At 41.8% G+C, this 17,617-nt stretch carries 15 protein-coding genes, 3 tRNA genes and 1 pseudogene; 8 read left to right on the plus strand and 11 right to left on the minus strand.

What is annotated here, in order from left to right; genetic code table 11:
* The first annotated feature begins 53 nt into the window (after positions 1 to 53).
* A complete protein-coding gene (locus tag MTF68_RS15605) occupies positions 54 to 2,549 on the plus strand; it encodes a S9 family peptidase (protein WP_248463000.1) in 2,496 nt (831 codons plus the stop codon).
* 179 nt (positions 2,550 to 2,728) lie between these two features.
* Positions 2,729 to 3,433: a response regulator transcription factor gene (locus MTF68_RS15610; RefSeq protein ID WP_004588673.1), complete on the plus strand. Its 705-nt coding sequence runs from the start codon at positions 2,729 to 2,731 to the stop codon at positions 3,431 to 3,433.
* A gap of 105 nt (positions 3,434 to 3,538) precedes the next feature.
* Here the strand turns inward: MTF68_RS15610 and MTF68_RS15615 are convergent, their stop codons facing one another.
* From MTF68_RS15615 to nudE, 7 genes are all read right to left on the minus strand, one after another.
* The gene (locus MTF68_RS15615) at positions 3,539 to 5,047 is read right to left on the minus strand and encodes a YifB family Mg chelatase-like AAA ATPase (RefSeq protein WP_004588672.1); all 1,509 of its coding nucleotides are present in this window, start codon (positions 5,045 to 5,047) and stop codon (positions 3,539 to 3,541) included.
* Between the two features lie 33 nt (positions 5,048 to 5,080).
* Positions 5,081 to 5,695, minus strand: coding sequence for a trimeric intracellular cation channel family protein (locus tag MTF68_RS15620; protein WP_024031973.1), 615 nt, complete (start codon positions 5,693 to 5,695; stop codon positions 5,081 to 5,083).
* A gap of 207 nt (positions 5,696 to 5,902) precedes the next feature.
* Positions 5,903 to 5,979 (minus strand) — tRNA-Met (locus tag MTF68_RS15625).
* 182 nt (positions 5,980 to 6,161) lie between these two features.
* Positions 6,162 to 6,238: transfer RNA gene (locus MTF68_RS15630), tRNA-Met, on the minus strand.
* Between the two features lie 78 nt (positions 6,239 to 6,316).
* Positions 6,317 to 6,393 (minus strand) — tRNA-Met (locus tag MTF68_RS15635).
* A gap of 148 nt (positions 6,394 to 6,541) precedes the next feature.
* A complete protein-coding gene (gene cysQ / locus MTF68_RS15640) occupies positions 6,542 to 7,333 on the minus strand; it encodes a 3'(2'),5'-bisphosphate nucleotidase CysQ (RefSeq protein ID WP_004588670.1) in 792 nt (263 codons plus the stop codon).
* A complete protein-coding gene (gene nudE / locus MTF68_RS15645; RefSeq protein ID WP_029772216.1) occupies positions 7,326 to 7,898 on the minus strand; it encodes an ADP compounds hydrolase NudE in 573 nt (190 codons plus the stop codon). Before nudE ends, cysQ begins: the two co-directional genes overlap by 8 nt.
* 62 nt (positions 7,899 to 7,960) lie before the next feature.
* Here nudE and yrfG point away from each other — a divergent pair, with 62 nt between their 5' ends.
* The gene (yrfG, locus tag MTF68_RS15650; RefSeq protein ID WP_004588668.1) at positions 7,961 to 8,608 is read left to right on the plus strand and encodes a GMP/IMP nucleotidase; all 648 of its coding nucleotides are present in this window, start codon (positions 7,961 to 7,963) and stop codon (positions 8,606 to 8,608) included.
* 8 nt (positions 8,609 to 8,616) lie between these two features.
* Here the strand turns inward: yrfG and MTF68_RS15655 are convergent, their stop codons facing one another.
* On the minus strand, positions 8,617 to 9,240 hold the full coding sequence (locus MTF68_RS15655; protein ID WP_004588667.1) for a dUTP diphosphatase: 624 nt from the start codon (positions 9,238 to 9,240) through the stop codon (positions 8,617 to 8,619).
* A gap of 105 nt (positions 9,241 to 9,345) precedes the next feature.
* On the opposite strand from MTF68_RS15655, the gene MTF68_RS15660 reads away from it, so the two are divergent.
* Complete coding sequence (locus tag MTF68_RS15660; protein WP_248463001.1) at positions 9,346 to 9,990, plus strand: peroxiredoxin-like family protein; 645 nt, start codon at positions 9,346 to 9,348, stop codon at positions 9,988 to 9,990.
* A gap of 130 nt (positions 9,991 to 10,120) precedes the next feature.
* On the opposite strand, the gene MTF68_RS15665 is transcribed toward MTF68_RS15660, so the two are convergent.
* Together MTF68_RS15665 and MTF68_RS15670 are read right to left on the minus strand one after the other, a co-directional pair.
* A complete protein-coding gene (locus MTF68_RS15665) occupies positions 10,121 to 10,489 on the minus strand; it encodes a YacL family protein (protein WP_054983969.1) in 369 nt (122 codons plus the stop codon).
* A gap of 113 nt (positions 10,490 to 10,602) precedes the next feature.
* On the minus strand, positions 10,603 to 10,827 hold the full coding sequence (locus MTF68_RS15670) for a hypothetical protein (protein WP_004588664.1): 225 nt from the start codon (positions 10,825 to 10,827) through the stop codon (positions 10,603 to 10,605).
* A gap of 311 nt (positions 10,828 to 11,138) precedes the next feature.
* On the opposite strand from MTF68_RS15670, the gene uvrD reads away from it, so the two are divergent.
* The 3 genes from uvrD to MTF68_RS15685 are packed head-to-tail and all read left to right on the plus strand — an operon-like array spanning position 11,139 to position 16,249.
* Positions 11,139 to 13,304: a DNA helicase II gene (gene uvrD, locus MTF68_RS15675; protein ID WP_248463002.1), complete on the plus strand. Its 2,166-nt coding sequence runs from the start codon at positions 11,139 to 11,141 to the stop codon at positions 13,302 to 13,304.
* Positions 13,282 to 15,342 carry a GNAT family N-acetyltransferase gene (locus MTF68_RS15680; protein ID WP_248463003.1) on the plus strand — a complete coding sequence of 687 codons (2,061 nt, stop codon included), beginning with the start codon at positions 13,282 to 13,284 and terminating at the stop codon, positions 15,340 to 15,342. The genes uvrD and MTF68_RS15680 overlap by 23 nt, the downstream gene beginning before the upstream one ends.
* Positions 15,343 to 15,400: 58 nt before the next feature.
* Complete coding sequence (locus MTF68_RS15685) at positions 15,401 to 16,249, plus strand: chemotaxis protein (protein ID WP_248463004.1); 849 nt, start codon at positions 15,401 to 15,403, stop codon at positions 16,247 to 16,249.
* Between the two features lie 50 nt (positions 16,250 to 16,299).
* On the opposite strand, the gene MTF68_RS15690 is transcribed toward MTF68_RS15685, so the two are convergent.
* Positions 16,300 to 16,956 carry an NAD(P)H-dependent oxidoreductase gene (locus MTF68_RS15690; protein ID WP_248463005.1) on the minus strand — a complete coding sequence of 219 codons (657 nt, stop codon included), beginning with the start codon at positions 16,954 to 16,956 and terminating at the stop codon, positions 16,300 to 16,302.
* A gap of 137 nt (positions 16,957 to 17,093) precedes the next feature.
* Between MTF68_RS15690 and MTF68_RS15695 the strand changes: the two are divergent.
* Positions 17,094 to 17,180, plus strand: a pseudogene (locus tag MTF68_RS15695) (sugar O-acetyltransferase); the annotation flags it as partial.
* Between the last annotated feature and the right edge of the window lie 437 nt (positions 17,181 to 17,617).

Raw genomic sequence — 17,617 nt, forward strand, 5'->3', positions numbered from 1 at the left:
GGTAACAATACATGCTATATTTGGCCAAATAACTATCAATAATAGGCACAAATATGAGAATTAGCTCACCTTGGACCACAAAAAATAAATTACTAAAACAAGCAGCTACCTTTTTTGCTCTTGGCAGCTTGAGCTTAACAGCAATAGCAGCCCCGCTTGATAAATCAAATATCGAGTTTATTGGCCCTTTAGGCGAAAACATGCAAGTTAAGCCATTTCAAACACCACACGGCCAAGTCATTATTAATAACTTATTAGAGCAGTTGCAACGTAATACGCAAAGTGTGTCTGTATTTGGTAAAAAGCATAGCTGGCAGCCGTTTAATAAAGTAAACGCACTTACTTTAGGTGGCCTACAAGCGCTTAAGTTCAATATTGAAACAACCCGCTATAGCCAAGGCACATTAACTATAAAAGGGATAGAGAACGCTCAGTTGTTTATTGATGCCAAGCTTCAAAAAGGCGATAACCACACATACTCTTTATCGTTAACTAATGGCTCTCATAGTGTGATTGTAGTGGCGCAACAAGTGGCTAACTGGAACAACGTTTCTCTCGATTTTGAACCCAAAGCCGACACTGACAACATTACAATTAACACCTCTACAACTAAGCGACTTTCAGCCGAGCAACTTTTTGATGCACCCACCATTAGTGGACTTTCTTTAGCGCCCGATGCTAAGCAATACGTTACCAGCACGCGCAGCTATTCAAATAAAACAGCTAACCAAGCAAACGTGGTAACTGAGCTTAAAAATAGCCAAAATCAAACCTTGTATCGTTTTGAAGGCCAGCAACCAAGCAATATGGTATGGAGCCCCAATAATCAATTTTTAGTTTATATGCTAGGGAGTGAGCTAAAACAGCTAAACCGTAAAAACCTCAGCATTAAAACATTGGCCAGAGAGCTTGAAGGCGCAAGTAACTTTAATTTTTATAATAATAACAGCCTTATTTTTAGCTGGTCTAAAACCCCCGAAGACAACAACAGCTTAACTAAGCACTACAAAGGCCTTCAAGATAGATGGTCATACGCACGCAACGTAAGTCAGCTCTATATGTTAGACACCCACAGCGGTTTAACCAAAGCGCTTAGCCAAGGCCCTATTTCGCATAGCTTTGAAGATGCAAACACTAATCGTGGCAAAGTATTAATGAGCCGCCAAGTTATGGTTATGCAAGCCACCACCCACCCAGAAACTGAACTGGTGGAACTTGACTTACAATCGAATAAAATAACGTCTTTTGGTAAATTTAAAACCTTTAACCATGCAAAGTACGCCAACAAAGATGTGTACGTTGTTGCTGGCCCAGATTTTAAAAATGGCGCAGGTCGTGCCCTTCCAAAAGGGATGTTAGCTAATAATTACGACGGCCAATTATACTTACTTAGCAATAACGGTAAAAACGTAAAAGCGCTTAGTAAGCAGTTTGACCCCGCTATAGGTGAATTACATGTGCTTGATAACGGCGATGCGCTTATAAAAGTAACCGAGCAAGATACCCAACCTTTGTATTTATATGACTTAAGCAAACAGCGCTTTAAAAAACTTAATACGGGTTTAGATATCGTTGAGCAATTTAGCTACTCGCACGAGAGAAACCCGCAAGTGCTACTAAGCGGTACCACAGCATCCACCCCTCAGCAGCTTAAACGCTTAAATATAAGTAAAAATAAAACAGACCTAATCTGGGACTCTAAGCCGCTTGCCTACGCTAATACACAAATACCGACCCTGGAAGAGTTTAACTTTACAAATAAAGACGGCGTAGAAATTACAGGGCGTGTGTACATACCTACCAACTTAGATAAAACTAAAAAACACCCTGCACTTGTCTATTACTACGGTGGCACCTCACCGGTTACCCGTGGTTTTACAGGGCGCTACCCATTTAACTTGTGGGCAGCAAATGGCTATGTTGTTTATGTATTACAGCCAACAGGGGCAACTGGTTTTGGGCAAACATTTTCTGCTCAGCACGTTAACGCCTGGGGCGATTATACCGCTAGCGATATAATGCAAGGTACACACGCCTTTTTAAAAAAATACGATTTTGTTGATAGCAAAAAAGTGGGTAATTTAGGCGCCTCATACGGAGGCTTCATGACCATGCTACTTGCCACCAAAACAGACATGTTTAGTGCATCTATTGCGCATGCGGGTATATCAAACTTAACCTCGTATTGGGGCGAAGGTTGGTGGGGGTATTTATACTCAGGCGAAGCATCAAAAAATAGCTTTCCGTGGAATAACGCTTCGCTTTATAGCGATCACAGCCCTGTATTTCATGCCGATAAAGTAACGACCCCTTTACTACTGTTACACGGCGATAGCGATACCAATGTACCTGTTGGCGAAAGCTTAACCATGTATACCGCCTTAAAGCTTTTAAATAAAGACGTAGAACTTATTGAATATAAAGGCGCCGACCATCAAATTTTTGCTCGTGATAAACGCTTTGATTGGTGGAACACCATGCTTGCTTATTTTGATAAACAACTAAAAGGCGAACCACAGTGGTGGGACGCAATGTATTCAGATAAGTAACACAGCGCTCAGCACATTTTTAGCTAAATGTGCTGAGCTTACTCACATAAACAGCAACCTTAGGTAAGCCGCCTTTTATATCTGAAACATAAAGTTACCGAAAAGTTACACCGCCCCCTTCTCAGCATTTAACGATTGGTGCTACCATACAGAGCTATAAATATACAAAAATAAGTCCTATGGCAATTAACGTTTTATTGGTTGAAGACGACGAGCTACTCGTTAAGCGCATCCAAAATCACTTTACAGACACCGAATTTTCGATAGAAATAGACCCCACAGGTGCCGATGCCCTAAACATAGTTAGGCAACGCGTAAACCTGCGCAGTGCTATTTCTCTTGCCATTATTGATATTGTATTACCCAAGCGTGATGGGTTGCAGCTTGCCAAAGAGCTCAACACTTTGACCGATATTGGCGTGATTGTTTTATCTAGCCGCGACTCTCAAGCCGATCGTATTGCAGGGCTTGCACAAGGTGCTGATGACTATATTTGTAAGCCTGTTGATTTATTAGAACTTGAGCTGCGCATGCGCGCACTTTATAAACGTATTGCAATTAATCAAGACGATGATGAAAGCGAAGAGTTTATAGAATACGCCGACTTTAAGCTCCACCCCGATAACCGCACATTAATTACCTCATCAGGTATTGAATCGCGCTTAACCGAAGCCGAGCACAAAGTGCTAATTTGTTTAATTAGCAACGCAGGCAAAGCAACCTCGCGAGAAAAAATATCAGAAGAAATAGGCCAACCAGATTGGAGCCCAAATGACCGCACTGTGGATGTTTTAATTGGCCGTTTGCGTAAAAAACTATACGATGAAAAAGACCAAAAACGCATTGTAACCGTGCGCGGCAAAGGTTACATGCTCTCAATTTAGCGCATTAAAATTTTAAACGCAGAAAAACGCAGCAAGCACCGAGCTTAGCACCTTAAAATAATTAAGCATTGTTGCGGTTCGGTATTATTTCCAGTAGCGTTTAGTTTATTTAGTTAACTGCGCTAGTAACCGCTCAAAAGCACGATAATTTAGCGCCTCTTTTAGCTCTTCTAAACTAATATGCTCTGCACCTTTTAAATCACTAATAGTACGCGCCACTTTAATAACCCTATGGTACGAGCGCGGCGATAACGACAGCTTTTCGCTAGCGCGTGCTAAAAACTGCAACTCAGCAGGGGCTAAAGTGCAATGTATATTCATTTCTTTATTATTTAATCGTGCATTAACCTTACCTTGGCGCTTTAGCTGTGCACTGTAGGCCGCTTCTACTCGGGCTCTTACTTGGGCGCTGGTTTCTTCAGGCTCGGTACTTTGTAGCTCAACACTGGTTAGTCGCGGCAGCTCTATTTGTAAATCGATACGGTCTATAAACGGGCCTGATACGCGCGATAAATAGCGCATCACTTGGTCAGGTGTTGCTCGCTTATCATTATGACACCCTGTAGGGCTTGGGTTTAGTGCGGCTATAAGCTGAAACTGCGCCGGAAACTCCATTTGCCTTGCTGCCCGCGAAATAACCACCGAGCCGGTTTCCATGGGTTCACGCAGCGAATCAAGTACCTTACGTTCAAATTCCGGAAGCTCGTCCAAAAATAGCACCCCGTTATGCGCAAGTGAAATTTCACCCGGTTTAGGGTTTGAAGAGCCACCAACTAAAGCGACTGCCGAGCAAGTGTGGTGTGGGTTTCGAAAAGGCCGTTGGCGCCAATTATTTAAATCAATTGATTGGCCAATAATAGAATAAAGTGCAGCCGTTGATATTGCCTCATCGTCTGACATGGTTGGCATTATCGTCGCCATACGCTGCGCTAGCATAGATTTACCCGTACCAGGTGGGCCTAAAAAAAGTAGGTTATGGCCTCCAGCGGCGGCTATTTCTAGCACTCGCTTAGCGCCGGGTTGGCCTTTAACATCACTTAAATCGAGTAAAAAGTCGGGAGACTGGGCGCAATCTGGGTATTCAATATTTAAAGGCAGTGGCTGCTGATTTAATAAATCCCCCCATACTTCTTGTAATGAGTTAACCGCTTTACGCTTAACGCCGTTCACCAAACTTGCGAGGCTATCGTTGGTAAAAGGTAAAAAACAGCAACGGTTTTGCTCTTTTGCAGCAAGTACAGAGGGCAAAATGGCATTAACTCCCCGCACTTCACCATTAAGGGCAAGCTCACCGTAAAATTCATATTTATGTATATCTGGACACACTACCTGCCCCGAGGCCACTAAAATACCTACGGCAATGGCTAAGTCGAAGCGCCCGCCATCTTTAGGTAAATCGGCAGGAGCTAAATTTACGGTAATACGTTGATCAGGAAAACCAAATTGAGAGTTTTCTAGGGCGCTACGCACCCTGTCTTTTGATTCTTTAACTGAGGCCTCTGGCAGCCCAACAATATTAAATGCCGGTAAACCATTACCTAGGTGTACTTCTACAATAACCTCGGGGGCGTTTATACCCACTTGGGCACGAGAATAAATGCGAGCTAGCGACATTCCTTATCCTAATTAATGGTTTAATTAATTAGTTTAGTCAGAATATTTAAAAACGTGTACTGTGATTTGCCATTTAATAGCCGCAATACGAAGCAATAAGGTGGTTAGCATTGCCATTACCATGGCAAGTTCGGTCGCGAACGAAAAATGAATTCCCAGCGTATAAACTACACCGCCAGCAATACAGGTAATAGCGTATAACTCGCCTTTTAGCAGCATAGGAATTTCGCGAGCAAGCACATCACGGAGCATGCCCCCAAAGCAACCGGTAATTACACCCATAATAATCGCGGTCATATTTGGCATACCGGCTAGTAAGGCTTTTTGGGTGCCCATTACCGCAAAAAATGCTAAACCAAATGCATCGGCAATTTGTAATGTATAGTGCGGAATCGACTTTTGCTTGTTAATAAGCCGCGTAGTAATAAATACCGCGGCTAAAATAGCATAAAAAAAACTTTGATCGTGTAACCAAAATACCGGAACATCTAATATGAGATCGCGAACCGTACCGCCCCCAATCGCTGTTACCGCTGCTAATACTACAACCCCAAAACCATCCATTTTCTTCTCGTGTGCGACCAAAGTACCTGTAACAGCAAACACAGCAATGCCGATTAAATCAAACCAGTGATAAAGTTCAGTCATGTGTAACAACCCAAAATTATTTGTGCCGTTTTAACATAAACTATACAAAGTTTTAAGTAATAACGTATTTTTAGAGAAGTTTATAATATTTATAGATATTACTCGGGGGTATAAATCTAAGAGTGCTTTATAGGGAAAGAAATATAAATTTTAGGCATAAAAAAACACGCTTTTGGCGTGTCGATTTGATATAACTTATTATTTCAGTGGTTGCGGGAGCCGGATTTGAACCGACGACCTTCGGGTTATGAGCCCGACGAGCTACCAGGCTGCTCCATCCCGCGCCTGAAATATGTATACTTATTTAGCGTTGCTTACATTACAACGTGGCTGCCAACTTACTAAAGGAAATTGGTTGCGGGAGCCGGATTTAAAACGACTACCTTTGCTGGCTAATGAAGAGCTGAGACCGACAAGCTTTTCTTTAACTAACATTTTACAGTAACCTCAAACCCCTAAAGGAAATTGGTTGCGGGAGCCGGATTTGAACCGACGACCTTCGGGTTATGAGCCCGACGAGCTACCAGGCTGCTCCATCCCGCGCCTGTATATTTTAAGTCTATCGACTACTTAATTTAATCTCTTAAGTTAGAGTTTACAGTAACCAAACTTTTTAAAAATTGGTTGCGGGAGCCGGATTTGAACCGACGACCTTCGGGTTATGAGCCCGACGAGCTACCAGGCTGCTCCATCCCGCGCCTGTAATTTCTTTGAAATAGTTTCGTGTTAGTAACGAGCCTGTTTCGAAGAGAGCGCTATAATATAGGAATAAACTTATATTGCAAGGCTTTAACTAGTTAATTGTGTTCAACCGAACAAAAAGCAATCAACAAGCACTATAAATAGCTATCTCTGATGTGGGCTTATCATTTTTTGAAACTCCCAATCTGGGTGTCCCATTACAATAAAGTCAGGATTTTCAGTGCTCTCACGCTGGTTATAAGTAAGCGGATTAAACTCTGCATCGGTTATACACCCACCCGCTTCTTCTACAATAACTTGTGACGCGCCGGTATCCCACTCGCCTGTAGGACCAATTCGTAAAAAGCAGTCGGCTTTGCCCTCGGCAACTATACATGCTTTTAGCGAGCACGAGCCTACTGCAATAGTGGCAAACTGCGTATTTAAATACTGACTGACCGCTTCAATTTTTTGTCTACGGCTTACTGCCAACGTTAGGTTATCGGGTGTTGCTACCGACATTTTTGTGTCGCTACCATTTTCTCGTTTAAATGCCCCCTGATTAGCAGTAGCAAAGTAAGTGATCCCTTTTGCTGGCCAATGAATCACACCTAAAACGGGGTGATTATTTTCAATAAGTGCAATATTAACGGCAAAGTCACCACTTTCTAAAATAAACTCGCCAGTGCCATCCATCGGATCTAATAGCCAATAGCGCTGCCAGTTCTTTCTTTGGGCAAGTGCCGGAATAGGCGTTTCTTCCGACATGATAGGGATGTCGGGCGCAAGCGCTTTTAAACCAGCAACAAGCACATCGTTAGACGCTAAGTCTGCTTTTGTAACAGGCGTAGAGTCTGATTTTTCTTGCTGGCCAATATCGTCTTTTTTATAAATAGCCATAATGGCATCGCCTGCACTTTGTGCAAGTTCAATACACGGCTCTAGTAATTTATTCATTTGCAGCTCCAGACGCTAAATACTTATTTAATAATAGCAAAGCGGCAACACTGCGAGCTTCGGTAAAATCGTCTTGCTCTAATAATGACTGCCAATCTGTTAATGGCCACTTAACAACCACTAAAGGTTCGGGCTCATCACCTTCTAACGTTTGCGGATATAGTTGCTTAGCAAATAAAATATGCATGGTCGCGTTAAAGTAACTTGGCGCCATTGATACTACTTTTAGTGGCTCAAAGAATTCAGCACCAAAACCCACTTCTTCTTTAAGCTCTCTGTTTGCAGCTTGCTGTGGTGTTTCGCCTGGGTCTATCAAGCCTTTAGGAAAGCCTAATTGGTAGTCGTTTGTGCCCGCGCAATACTCACGTACCAGTAGCATTTCGTTATCTGCAGTTATTGGTACAATCATTACAGCCCCGCGGCCACCGCCACGTATGCGCTCATACTGGCGCTCTTCGTCATTAGAAAACTTAAGCTCTAACGATTCAACAGTAAATAAACGGCTTTTAGCAACTACATTGTTACTAATAATTTGAGGCGGAGTTGGGTGCTTTTTCTGTGTCATTGGCGTTATTTTGCTATCATGGCAGTTGTGCTTAATCATAAACTTTTCACAAGGAAAAGCCCATGCTAAATTGGTCAAAAATCGATACCGTTTTACTCGATATGGACGGAACATTACTCGATTTACATTTCGATAGTCACTTTTGGCTTAACGTTGTACCAGAGCAACTTGCGCTCACTCGCAATATTACCCTTGATGAAGCAAAAGCCGATATGCACAAACGCTATCAAGCGGTAAGTGGTCAAATACAGTGGTATTGCTTAGATTATTGGCAAGAGCAACTCAATTTACCAATAATGGAATTAAAACGCCAAACCCAGCACTTAATAAAAGTACGCGAAGATGTGCCCCACTTTTTAACAGAGTTAAAAAAAGCAGGTAAAGAGCTAATTCTTTTAACTAACGCCCACCCTGAAAACGTCATGCTTAAATTTGAACATACCGCGATAGATAATTATTTAGATGGCGTGGTGTCTACTCATCAATACGGAGTGAGTAAAGAGCAGCAAAGTTTATGGCATCAAGTACAAAAAGACTTAGGGTTTAATAAGCAGCGCACTTTGTTTGTTGATGATAGTGTGCCAGTTTTAAATGCTGCCCGAGAATACGGCATTGAACATTTACTTGCGGTGGCCAACCCAGATAGCCAGCAACCACATAATGTAATAGCCGATTACTTAAACGTAACCGACTACAGAAACATAATCTAGCAGCTAGATTATTGTTGCGGGTAACGCGCCACTAGGCCTTGATATACTAACTTTGCAAAGTCGGCATGTTCGGTATCAAGGCTTTTAACGACTTCGACTAAATGCTCGTTATCTTCTTGGCCATTCCATACTTTGATGTAGCTGCCATCTTTGTAGCCATGATCTTGGCGGAAAAAGTTTAACGTGTTTTTACCTACGTAACCGCGGTATAAATCGTCAATATCCATCCCTATTTGCGCCATACACCCTGCAAACGCGGCCGCGTTAAAGGTTTTATTTGCAACTGCTGAAGCTGCTAATATTTCAAGAGTTTGTTTAAAGTCATCTGCGGCCTGTGGTGCGCTAAGTTCTTGTTCTAGCTGCTTAGCTAACTCTTCGTAAGAGGTTGTTCCGTCAATTCTTAACGACAAACCAAAATGAAATATATCAACCAATTCTAGAATGACTTGCTCGGTGTCTGGGGTTTGTTTTTTCCACCACTTCCAACCGTAATGATCTAGCATCTCTGCACACTCTACCCAAATGGCTCTGTACCACTCAAAGCCTTGGCTAAACCATTGATCATGAACTTTAGTGTTCATGGCATTTTGCATTTCTAGCATTACTACTAGCTTATTTAAGTTGGCTGACATATCGTTTCCACTTGAGCTTTTAAATTACGCTTATGATACAGGCAAATAATAAAAAGTGCATTTTTGATCTATTATAAACAGCACATAAAAACAGGGCAGGAAATAATGATGAGTAAAGTGTTACTGCATACCTTGGCGACTATTGTAATGGCTGCTTTTTTAGTAGCGAATGCGCAAGCAAGTACAGAAGGAATTGCTACAGCCCCCGAGCAAGTATCACCATTATTACCGGGCTTAAGCGTGCCTAATATAACGCTCAAAGATCAACATGGTAATAATGTAGAGTTACAAAAGCGCTTTGCTGAAAAAACAACGGTGCTTATTATTTACCGCGGAGGTTGGTGTCCTTATTGCTCAAAACAACTGGCTAATATACAAAAAATTGAGCAGCAACTCGCTAATTTAAACGCGCAAATTATTGCAGTATCGCCAGATAGTCCAGAAAAACTAGCCCAAAGTAAAATAAGCTCGCCAAATTATTTACTGCTTTCAGATGATAGCCTAACCCTAGCAAAAGCCTTAGGTTTAGCTTATTTTTTAGATGATAAAACAGCCGCTATCTATCGCAATAAGCGCGGTGTTAACTTTGTTGATGCCCAAGGCAAGGTAAACGTCGCTTTACCTGTACCGGCTGTATTTGTAATTGATAAAAGCGGCGTTGTGTATTTTCAGTACGCAAACCCTAATTACAAAGTACGTTTAACAGAGGAGCTATTATTAGCTGGCGTTAAATCAATAGAAAATCAATAATCTGTAGATATATACCAATCGACTTAAATATTTAATCACTCTAGGGTGCTAAATAGAGCGCTATAAATGCCTAATAACTTTACACAATTGATATTACAAAAAAGGCCAACTAGGTTGGCCTTTTAAACATTTAACGCGAGCCACTAAACTCAGCCCACGACTCTATTAAATCTATAAAATCTTCAAAGCCACAACCACTCACTAGGCCATTTTCTTCAAGCATTAAGTCATCATCTTGATAGGCGACTAAATCTTCGCTGTCTTGGTGTAGAGCATGGGCTTCAAATAAGGCTTCGTCTTTAGAGAGTATTAAGTCTATCTCTTGGCCTTTTAACGTTATTGGCTCGTAACTTGTTTTTACCGAGCTAATAAGTGCTTGTACCATCGCGACTTTTTCTTTGCCAATTTCTTCGTTTAACCAGCGGCCAATTAGGGCATGCTCGCTGCTTATTTTAATGCGCAGCCCACTAATAGGGTCACGTATAAATTGATATTCCATAATTTTTACTTTTAAAACGCTAATGCACTAATTATACCCATAAATAGCCTTAAACACCGACCCTAAAACGCAAAATAGCGCCAATGGGCGCTATTAAATAGGTGACATAAAAGCTAACTTCGCGATCTAAAACGTGCAGCATCTATAATCGACCATAAATAAATAATAGGCACGAGTACGAAGCCTACTAATACATAAATAAGTGCGTAACTAATTATAATAGCTAGCGCAAAAAAGATAGCGGCTAAAATTCGCCCTTGTACCAATTGCCCTAAACCAGGAAAAAATATATTACACAACGCTGCAATAACATTACCGCCAGAACCTTGATCAGCCATACTCACCTCTGTAGTTAATTAATTTTAAGTTTTAGTTATTTACTTACTATCACACTTTATGCCAATTTATTAAAGCTTAAAAATCAAATAGTTAAATTACTACTAAATAACTGCTTTAGTATTTTTTACTAAATATAGGTCAATTTGATTATTTTTATTATTAATTATCGTTACTTAAGAGTACAAAAAAGCGACTAAGCGATTAGTTTTACAAGTATTTTTAGAATAGCTGTTCATAAAAACAGTATTTTATTTAGCCTAACAAAAACACCTGTTATACTGCCCTCATTATTGATTGAAAAGGCGTAACGATGGACGTTTCTGAATTACTCGATGGCTTAAATGACAAACAACGCGATGCCGTTGCAGCCCCACTACAAAACATGCTGGTATTAGCAGGTGCTGGTTCGGGTAAAACACGTGTTTTAGTTCATCGTATCGCGTGGTTAATGCAGGTTGAGCAAGCATCAGCCTATAGTATTTTTGCAGTTACTTTTACCAATAAAGCCGCTAAAGAAATGCGCACCCGTGTTGAAGAAACCTTAAAAGCCCCTGTCGGTGGTATGTGGATTGGTACTTTCCATGGTTTATCACACCGTATTTTGCGCGCTCATCACCGTGAAGCAAACCTGCCAGAAGCCTTTCAAATTTTAGACTCTGACGATCAACTAAGAATGATCAAGCGCTTATTAAAATCAATGAATATTGATGACAAAAAGTGGCCCGCCAAACAATTTGGCTGGTACATCAGTGCTAAAAAAGATGAAGCCCTGCGCCCTAAAGATATTCAAGCCTACGATATAAACGAGCAAATGATGCTACGTGTATATGCCGCCTATCAAGAGGCGTGTGACCGTGCAGGTTTAGTCGATTTTGCCGAAATACTGCTACGTAGCTACGAAGTACTTAAAAATAACCCTACGCTACTTCGCCATTACCAGCAGCGCTTTGCCCACATGCTGGTAGACGAGTTCCAAGATACCAATACCATTCAATACGCATGGTTAAAGCTACTTGCTGGTGATACACAAAGCATTATGATTGTAGGCGACGATGACCAAAGTATTTACGGTTGGCGCGGCGCTAAAATAGAAAACATTAAACGCTTTTTAACTGATTTTAACGCCGAGACTATTCGTCTTGAGCAAAACTACCGCTCAACCGCAACCATCCTAAAAGCATCTAATGCGCTAATTAAAAACAATTCAGAGCGCATGGGTAAAAGCCTTTGGACCGATGGTAACGAAGGCGAGCCTATATCAATTTATGCCGCCTTTAACGAGCTAGACGAAGCCCGCTTTGTAAGCAGCAAGCTACGCAGCTGGTTAAATGCTGGTAATGCGTTGCAAGACGCCGCTATTTTATACCGTAGTAACGCGCAATCTCGTGTACTCGAGGAAGCCATGCTTCAAGAAGGCTTAAAATACCGTATTTACGGTGGTATGCGATTCTTCGAACGTCAAGAAATTAAAGATGCGCTATCGTACTTACGATTGGTAGGAAACCGCCAAGATGACGCCGCATTTGAGCGTGTAATTAACACCCCTGCGCGCGGTATTGGCGATAAAACACTTAGCCATATACGCGACTGTGCGCGTGCTGAGTCTCTGCCTCTTTGGTACGCAGCTAAAGCAATTGTTGAACAACAACATTTATCGGGTCGTGCGGCAAGCGCTGTTACAAAATTTGTAGAGTTGGTAGAGCACATAGAAGATAAAATTAGCGACCTTACACTGCAAGAGCAAGCCAAATACGCTATTCAAACCTCTGGCCTTATGGCTATGTATCAAGCTGAAAAAGGCGAAAAAGGCCGAGCTCGCGTAGAAAACTTAGAAGAGCTTATCAGTGCCTGCGATCAGTATGAACTCCCCGAAGAAGAAGAGTTTAGCTCACCACTACAAGGCTTTTTAGCTTATACATCGCTTGAGTCTGGTGAAGGCCAAGCCGATGAACACGAAGACGCTGTGCAAATGATGACTCTTCACTCAGCTAAGGGCTTAGAGTTTCCACTTGTGTTTATGGTGGGCGTTGAAGAAGGCATGTTCCCATCGCAGCAAAGTAATGAAGAGTCAGGGCGCTTAGAAGAAGAACGCCGCCTTTGTTACGTGGGCATGACCCGTGCCATGGACAAACTTTACATAAGCCATGCCGAAAGCCGTCGTTTATACGGCCAAGAAAAGTACCATAGCCCATCGCGATTTTTACGCGAAATACCCGAAGATTGCGTAGAAGAAATTCGTATTAAAACACAGGTATCACGACCGCCTGCAGCAGGACGTTTTAGTGCATCAGTAAGCCATGCTGTATTTGAAGAAAGTGGTTTTAACTTAGGCCAACGTGTACTGCACGCTAAATTTGGTATTGGCACTGTGCTTAATTACGAAGGCAGCGGCGCGCAATCGCGTGTGCAAGTAAACTTTGATGACCTTGGTAGCAAATGGTTAGTAACCGCATATGCACGACTTCAAGCTGTATAAGCACTTTGTTGAGCAATTAACGCAGCAACTAACTGGCGCAAAGCATCGCCAGTTAGTGCTGATTACAGGCCAGCCTACGTGGTGCTATGAGCTATTAAGCGCGTTAACCCGTTCGGATGATGTAAAGTTACTTTCAAGCAGCCTTGCCAATGCAAGTTGGCCTGAGCATACTCATCAACTACTTGGGCAAGAGTTTCCTCATGCCGTTTATGATGGCTTTAGTGGCATTTACCCCGATAAACTCGCTGCATTAGCCGGCACCGTAAAAGCCGGCGGGCTTTTATTTTTATTACTGCCTGATTTACAACGTTTAGCCTCATGGCAAGACCCTGCGCTGCAAAGCGTGCAGTCTTATGGGTGTAGTAATCAGCAAAGCTATTTTAATTTACGTTTTTCTCGCCTTTTACAAACGCTACCTGCCATACACTTTGATGAACACACTGTCTTTAAACAGCCGCCGCTCAAAAGTAATGTAACAAATAAAATTGAGTATCAGGCGCAGCAGCAATGCGTTGAGCAAATAACTAAGGTGGCCACAGGACGTGCGAACAGGCCTTTAATTATTAATGCCGACAGAGGGCGAGGAAAATCAGCCGCGCTAGGTCTTGCAGCCGCAGCATTACATGATAAAAAAATCATTGTATGCGCAACACAATTTAGAGCCACCCATAGCTGTTTTAAGCATTCGGCTAAAACCTTACAGGTGGAATACAAGGCTCAGCAAAAACATTTAGCTAATTTACAATACATGGCGCCCGATGCACTGCTTAATCAGTTGCCGCCTTGTGATTTATTACTGGTCGATGAAGCCGCCGCAATACCTGTTCCTCTACTGTTAGCCATGTTAAAGCACTACCCGCGTATAGTCTTTGCAAGCACCTTGGTAGGTTACGAGGGTAATGGCCGAGGCTATACCATTCGCTTTACGCAACATATTAAAGCAAATTACAAAGCGGCAAAAATTGTAAACTTAGAAGAGCCTTTACGCTTTGCCAAGGGCGACCCTCTTGAGCAACATGTACGCACACTCTTTGCTTTAGATGCACAATATAACGAATACCCACCCGCTTTAAATAACATTGAGCATATTGAGGTCACTCAACAGCAACTCGTTGACAATGAGCCTTTACTGCAGCAAATAGTTGCGTTGCTAGCACTTGCCCATTACCAGAGCAGTGTTAACGATTTACGCCAATTACTTGATGCCCCAGCGCAAAGGCTGTTTATTAGTAGATGCGACATGCATGTTATGGGTGTGTGTTTAATAACAGTTGAAGGCGGTATGGATGCAGAGCTAGCTAAGCAAGTAATCAGTGGTGAGCGCCGCCCACAAGGGCATTTAATGGCACAATCGCTCGCGCAATTAAGCGCACAGCCAAGCTATTTAACAAAACAAAGCGCACGCGTTATTCGTATAGCTGTTGCACCTAACCTGCACCAACAAGGCGTGGGTAAAGCATTGCTAGCGCATTGCCAGCATCAGCTAACACCCACCTGTAGTTATATAGGTGCAAGTTTTGGGGCTACAGCAGGGCTTTTACGTTTTTGGCAATCTCAGGGCTTTAGTGCTGTAAAGCTAGGTTATCAGCGAGATAAAAGCACGGGTGAGCACTCAGCCCTCGTTATTAAAGCATTAAACACATCCACGCAGGGCTTACATACCTTAGCTCAGCAATTTAAAAGTGATTTGTTTTATGGCTTATTAACGCACTTTAGCCAACTCGACAGTGAGTTAGTCAGTGAGCTAATAAGTAAATTTATCGATGAATCTAGCGTGCCCAGCCCACCTATAAACACTGCAATTAGTACAATAAATCGCTTTAATACCACGCCAAAACTATGGTATTTATTTAACCACTCCCCATCCAGCCTAATGGCAACTAAAAGTGAAGATCGCCACTTGCTGATACAAATGGTATTACAAAACCACAGTAATGAGCAGCTAATCAAGCAACATTGCTTAAGTGGAAAAAAAGCATTAGAGCAACAATTTAAACTCGCAGTTAAGTCACTAATTAAAAAACCACACAACCTTTAAGCTATTTATCTATTTTGTTCTATCCTTAAAGCATTACAAGGCAATTAAAGATAAAGGTATGGAATTCATAAACTTTCAAGTGGGCTGTAAAACCATTTCACTTAAAATTCTCGATATTTTACTCACCGAGCGGTTTGATAATAACCTCACTACATTGCCAAATAACAATAAGAGCTTTATTGGTGTAAAAGACTACATGGAAACCCCCACGCCGGTGTTCGACCTAGGTGTTATTTTAAATGGCAGCTCTACAGAGCAAAGTAATAAAAAAGCACTTAATGAGCTAAGAACCTGGCAAGCCTCGCTTAATGATTGGTTTAGCCAATTTGAAAAAAGCATCGCGCAACAGAGCCACGTAATAACAAACGATAAAACTCAGCTGCACAACATCGCCGTATTTTATAAAGAGTTTAAAACTGACAACAGTGACCTAAAATCTATCATAGAAAAACTTGATGAGCCTTTTCAAGCGCTAGTAACAGCAACAGATCGCGCAGTTAGTGCTCATAACGAGCAAGACTATAAACAAGCCAGTAAATATTTAGCGAGTATAAAGCGCAACAGCTTTATGCAATTACAACGACTGTTTGATGCGGCAAAAGAGCAAATAACACTCGATTATAAACCTATTATTGTTTTTACTACTAAAGATGGGCTCAACCCGCATATCGGATTACTAGTAGATAAAGTAGAGGACAATATAGATTATAAAAAAGAAGACATTAAGCCACTCGATAAATTAACCGAAGTAGGCTTTGATATAGACCCGCAAACCAAAGGCATGATGCGAGGACTAATAAAGTTAGCCGAAAAACACAGTGTTTTAATAGACCCTAGCGCAATATTTAGACCTGATCATTTAGCACAACAGGAAGACGAAGAAACACAAGCATATGGTTTATTCTAAAAATAAAAAAAGCCGAGAAGGTTCTCGGCTAATTAGCTTATAGCAACACGTTATACAGTAGCTATAATATCTTCAACTGGTAAACGCGCTTTAGGTTTGCCAAAGTTCCAATCTTCTTCTTCAACTGGGTAACCCATTGCAAGTGCCACTTCACAAATATGACCATCAAGCTCTTCGCTAAACTTCTCACCGATTAACTCTGGGTCAACACCTTCCATAGGCGTAGATGCAATATTTAAACGTGCCAGTGTATGCATAATGTTACCCAGTGCTAGGTAAACTTGTGCTTTAGTCCAGCTGCCATTGTAGCCATTTTCATCCGTATTCATTTCAGCAAAAGCGTAGGCACCCATAAAGCTTTCACGCATTTCCGCTGGTAAGTGACCAGAGCTCACTTCAACATCCACACGTTTAACAAACTTCTCTTTAGTAAACTTAGGATCGTAAGCTAATAACAGCGTATGCGACGCTTCTTTAGCGTGTAATTGATTAAACTGGTGCTTGTTAGCAAATGTATCGTGCAAACGCTGCTTAGCTTCATCACTTTCTACCAATACAAACTTCCAAGGTTGAGAGTTGATTGAAGAAGCAGACAAGCGAATAGCTTCTTTAATTACGTCAAGATCCGCAGATGAAATACGTTTGCTCGTATCGTATTTTTTAGCCGTGTAACGGTTATGTAAGTCTTTAATAATTTGATGAGACATGCTCTTCTCCCCTTTGGTAAGGTATGTAAATACAAGATGGGGCAAGTTTATAGGGTTTGCTATCAATTGATAATTAGCAAAATACTTAAAAGACTTTCTAAAAAAATTTGATAATAGATCAAGCCCATACCTTTTGGGATAACAGTGTTATTGGTGCGGGATCTGTAGTAACTAAAATTGTAGAGGCGGATACTGTTGTTGCTGGTAATCCAACTCGTGAGTAAGAACACTATATTTACCATACAAAGATGTGCGGCGAGCCTTATCCGCGGGTTTCGTGATACTCAACCCACGCTACGGAAGTGGTGCTATTACGTAAAGACATGTATTTCACTTTTCAACGGACGTAAAAAAGCCCGGCTCTTTCGAGTCGGGCTTTCTTGTATTTGAAGCCTGGCAATGTCGTAGTGCCCACAGCGGTAGAGAGTCACATAGCAAATGGGACATTATCATTGCGTCGGGGCGGCCTTATGCGGTGCACGCTTTCGAGCTGTTTCGTTTAACTCAGGGTTCGGCATGAGTCTGGCTATTTATTAAATCCCAGATAGCAAAAAACCCGTTACATCGCTGCAACGGGTTTCTCTTATTTGGAGCCTGGCAATGTCCTACTTTCACATAGCAAATGCTACACTATCATCGGCGCTGTTTCGTTTCACTACTG

The organism is Pseudoalteromonas sp. 2CM37A, from assembly GCF_023161885.1.
GTDB classification, from domain to species: domain Bacteria; phylum Pseudomonadota; class Gammaproteobacteria; order Enterobacterales; family Alteromonadaceae; genus Pseudoalteromonas; species Pseudoalteromonas atlantica.

What these genes read in the sequence shown, in the direction of transcription:
- MTF68_RS15605 (WP_248463000.1), top strand. Translation starts at nt 54, where the DNA reads ATGAGAATTAGCTCACCTTGGACCACAAAAAATAAATTACTAAAACAA.
- MTF68_RS15610 (WP_004588673.1), top strand. Translation starts at nt 2,729, where the DNA reads ATGGCAATTAACGTTTTATTGGTTGAAGACGACGAGCTACTCGTTAAG.
- MTF68_RS15615 (WP_004588672.1), bottom strand. Translation starts at nt 5,047, where the DNA reads ATGTCGCTAGCTCGCATTTATTCTCGTGCCCAAGTGGGTATAAACGCC.
- MTF68_RS15620 (WP_024031973.1), bottom strand. Translation starts at nt 5,695, where the DNA reads ATGACTGAACTTTATCACTGGTTTGATTTAATCGGCATTGCTGTGTTT.
- cysQ (WP_004588670.1), bottom strand. Translation starts at nt 7,333, where the DNA reads ATGAATAAATTACTAGAGCCGTGTATTGAACTTGCACAAAGTGCAGGC.
- nudE (WP_029772216.1), bottom strand. Translation starts at nt 7,898, where the DNA reads ATGACACAGAAAAAGCACCCAACTCCGCCTCAAATTATTAGTAACAAT.
- yrfG (WP_004588668.1), top strand. Translation starts at nt 7,961, where the DNA reads ATGCTAAATTGGTCAAAAATCGATACCGTTTTACTCGATATGGACGGA.
- MTF68_RS15655 (WP_004588667.1), bottom strand. Translation starts at nt 9,240, where the DNA reads ATGTCAGCCAACTTAAATAAGCTAGTAGTAATGCTAGAAATGCAAAAT.
- MTF68_RS15660 (WP_248463001.1), top strand. Translation starts at nt 9,346, where the DNA reads ATGATGAGTAAAGTGTTACTGCATACCTTGGCGACTATTGTAATGGCT.
- MTF68_RS15665 (WP_054983969.1), bottom strand. Translation starts at nt 10,489, where the DNA reads ATGGAATATCAATTTATACGTGACCCTATTAGTGGGCTGCGCATTAAA.
- MTF68_RS15670 (WP_004588664.1), bottom strand. Translation starts at nt 10,827, where the DNA reads ATGGCTGATCAAGGTTCTGGCGGTAATGTTATTGCAGCGTTGTGTAAT.
- uvrD (WP_248463002.1), top strand. Translation starts at nt 11,139, where the DNA reads ATGGACGTTTCTGAATTACTCGATGGCTTAAATGACAAACAACGCGAT.
- MTF68_RS15680 (WP_248463003.1), top strand. Translation starts at nt 13,282, where the DNA reads ATGCACGACTTCAAGCTGTATAAGCACTTTGTTGAGCAATTAACGCAG.
- MTF68_RS15685 (WP_248463004.1), top strand. Translation starts at nt 15,401, where the DNA reads ATGGAATTCATAAACTTTCAAGTGGGCTGTAAAACCATTTCACTTAAA.
- MTF68_RS15690 (WP_248463005.1), bottom strand. Translation starts at nt 16,956, where the DNA reads ATGTCTCATCAAATTATTAAAGACTTACATAACCGTTACACGGCTAAA.